A 3,443-nucleotide genomic window follows, 5' to 3' on the forward strand; every position below is an offset into this window, starting at 1 on the left:
GGCCTTCACCGCGAAAGTAGCGCCGCGGGGCAGTCCGGTTACCGAGTTATAGCGGGACAGGTGCAGAAATGCATGGGCCTGGCAGGCTTCTATATCCAGCACAGCCGGGACGGGATCAACCTCCAGGGCGGCACAGACTTCCCTGATCCAGTTTTTGCTGGCCTCAAACCCCAGCGGTAAACCGCTTCGGGGAGACAGAAATGGCATGTTATGATGTTTATGCATCCACTGGCATAATTGCAGGCCGTATTCAGGATGGAGCAGGATATTTAAAGACGCTTTGTTATACTGCCGCAGCCGGGTCAGGTCGCTGCCGGCGCAAAAAGTGGCCTGTATGGAAATGCCGCACAGTGACAGCAAGCGCTGCAGTTCCTTAATCGAACCGCTGTAATGCTTGTGATATATGGATATGCCCACCAGATTGACAGTTAGCGGGCAGGTCTTGGCCGGAACCGGGTCCAGATTCTGCAATAATTGCAGCACGGCGGTCTGAAAGCCTTCGGTAAACAGACCCGAAAAGCCGGTATTTTCGATGCACAAATATGGCGTATCCACAACTCGCCCTTTAACCAAACCTTCCAGGTCATCGCCGATTAAAGCCGCGCCGGGGGAATTGACTACCGCTACCAGCTTGTATTCCGGCTTTACGGCCACCTTTTGCAGGATTTTTTCCAGTTTGGCAGTAGCCCCGTAGACATAATCATATCCGTCCAGAAAGGTAGCGGGTACGCGCGGCTGGCCGAAATAATAGATCTCCGGATAATTTAAGGGATCAAAGGAGAGGTCCCGGGGATATTGGTAATCGGAGATGGCGCTGTGATAGAACTTGCATCCGGTGGGACCATTTAAAATCACCACTGCGTCTTTAATGCCTTCCAGGGCGAAAATAGCCCCGCTGAAAGCATCAGGCCATATATTTTCTGAACAAGGCTGCATCCTTTTTCCACCCCTCGTTGAGATTATTACGAAAGATCTGGGTCCATCTCCGGGCTATTTCTATACCGCTGAAAAAGCCCACTGCCGGGCATAAAGGAATCACATCGCTAAAAACACCGCCGTCAAAATGGGCCAGGGCGTGGTTGGACAGGTAGATGTCGGGTTTCTGGGATTGGATGTCCTCCAGACGCCTTTCGTCAGGGTATGGCTCAATCAAGGGAAACTGCCCCTTAAATCGGGAACGGAAATTATTGTCCTGAGAATAATTGAGAATGCCCACCAGCGCGATTTCCATGCCCAGATCCAAGGCCGGCTCCAGTATCCAATCGATATCGTGATTGTAGGTGACCACCATCAAGCGTTTACCGGCTAAGGCCGGTCGAAGTGATGCTATCTCAGCCTGGTACAGCTGGCGGTAAGAGGTGATTATTTCGTCAACCAGCTCCTGCCTGGAGAAGAACTCCGCAATCCCCGTAAGCCAGCTGGCGGTCTCTTCAAATCCCCTGGGAAAAGGTTGGTCGAAGAAATGAGCCTCAAAATTCTTCCCCAAATAATCACGCATCATGCGGCCCATATAGTCATCATAAGCCAGAAGGTTTAAGGGGGCTTTTTTAAAAGAGGCGATTTCCTGCACCGAAGTCTGGCATATGAAGCGGCAGTTGACCGACACCCCTACATGCTTCAGCAATTCTTTGACGATCTGCAAATTGGGCTCGGTAACACTGGCGATGGTTTTTTCTCCGATTATGTTGACCAGATCGGGCTCAGGCTTGGTTTCGGGCCGGATCAAGGCCCGGGCTATTTCCGCATAGGCTGAAATCATACCCTGCAGGTAGTCGCCGCTGATGTTGCCGTCGACCGGCAGTGCCACTAATCGTGTTCCCCCAGGGTCGTCCAAGTCCATGACATGCTCCAAACTGTCTCCGATAATGCCTGCCGGGCAGGTAGTAGCGATAAAAACAGCCTTGGCTCCGGTTCCTTTAATAGCCAGGACCTGCTGGCGCAGCTCTTCTATGCCGCCAAAAATCATTCTGCCTTCATTCATATCAGAACTGAGCAGAGGCGGAATAATGTGCGCAGGCATTGACACTCCCCTTTCAAACAACGCTTTGCGCGCCGCCGAGGTTATGGTCTGGTAAGAGGCGTGGGCACAGCTCCTGGGGCCGTGGGCTATGGTAACGGCATCCCCAACCTGTATAGCCGCGTTAACCGCACCGTTAAAAGCGCAACCGTGCAGAGGCTCCCGCCGGCGCACATTTAAGGAGAGCAACGAAGAGCTTGTTTGGCCGGCGCCGGATGGCAGGTTCTCCGGTTTTTTGTTTGTAGAAGGCCTATTCAAGGTGCGCCTGGGGAAAGAGCGCCGCAGGACCAGTTCTTCTAAATGCTCAGGTTCTAAAGCCCGGGCCGGGTACAAGGCGTGTTCCCCTATTATCTTCCCGGCCAGACCGTCGAAAAGCTCATATAAATTGCGGTGACCACTTTCAAAAAGCGTGCACGCCATGGCTTCGCTTGCGGCAAAATCGTCGCTGCGGGGAATAATCGCACATACAGGCAGGCTTACTGCCGCCGCGAAACGTGCCACCCGCTGTTCTTCTTCCGCCAATCCTTTGTGATTGAAAATCAAGCCCCCCAGACGGGGATTAACATCATAATTCTGCAAGCCCTTAAGGATATTGTTGGCGGCATACAATGACATGAACTCACCGGAGGTGACGATATAGACCTGGTCAGCATATTCCCGGCGCAGGGGTACCGCGAAACCTCCGCATACAACGTCTCCAAGCACGTCGTATATCACCACATCCCGGTCGCTGTTCATAATCCCGAGCTTTTGAAGCAGGTCAAAGGTGGTGAGTATCCCCCGCCCCGCGCATCCTACCCCGGGTTCGGGTCCGCCTGCCTCCACGCACCAAATCCCGCCATAACCCGAAGCTACAATATCTTCGCATCTCCAACTGTCCGGCGGGGTATTTTTTATATAGTCCAAAACCGTCAGGGCTTGACGGCCTCCAGTCAAGAGGCGGGTCGAGTCATGCTTAGGATCGCAGCCAACCTGCATCACCTTAAGACCTCTTAAAGTCAGGGCCGCTGAAATATGGGCGGCCACGGTTGATTTACCGATGCCGCCCTTTCCATAAATGGCGATCTGTTTCATCAAACTTCCCCTTCACCTGCATGCCGGGCCAATCGCAGAGAGCGGTCAAGCTCGGAGCCATCTACCTCTTATTGTACCGTAATTTGGGTTATAATCCCGTTGGTTATGGTTAGTTCTACGTAATCATTATCCTGAATATCGTTTAAAGTCGCATTTTCGATACCAGGTATCGATATTCTGGCGGCTGTGGACACCAGGTAGGCCAGAGGCGGGCCGTCGGTAGATAACACTATAAGGCGCTTTTTAGCCGAGACCAGGTAGACCAGACCACTCTTATGAAAGGTCTCTGTACCGCCTTGCTCAAACACTGGCTGGGGTTGAGGGGTTATTGTTGCGGCAGGGGGCTCGGGAA

3 protein-coding genes are annotated in these 3,443 nt (G+C 52.9%); all 3 read right to left on the bottom strand.

Annotated features, from left to right (window positions below):
* The coding region (locus B2633_RS04540) for a nitrogenase component 1 (RefSeq protein WP_483169440.1) at nt 1–936 on the bottom strand (936 nt) is incomplete at its 3' end.
* Complete coding sequence (locus B2633_RS04545; protein ID WP_483169441.1) at nt 905–3,091, bottom strand: nitrogenase component 1; 2,187 nt, start codon at nt 3,089–3,091, stop codon at nt 905–907. The genes B2633_RS04540 and B2633_RS04545, both read right to left, overlap by 32 nt.
* A gap of 68 nt (nt 3,092–3,159) precedes the next feature.
* The coding region (locus tag B2633_RS04550; protein ID WP_483169442.1) for a hypothetical protein at nt 3,160–3,443 on the bottom strand (284 nt) is incomplete at its 5' end.

Source organism: Syntrophomonas sp. UBA1041 (assembly GCF_002316705.1).
Classification (GTDB): Bacteria; Bacillota; Syntrophomonadia; order Syntrophomonadales; family Syntrophomonadaceae; genus DTU019.

Bases quoted from the DNA above. Each gene is read 5' to 3' on its own strand.
- B2633_RS04545 (WP_483169441.1), bottom strand. From the start codon at position 3,091: ATGAAACAGATCGCCATTTATGGAAAGGGCGGCATCGGTAAATCAACC.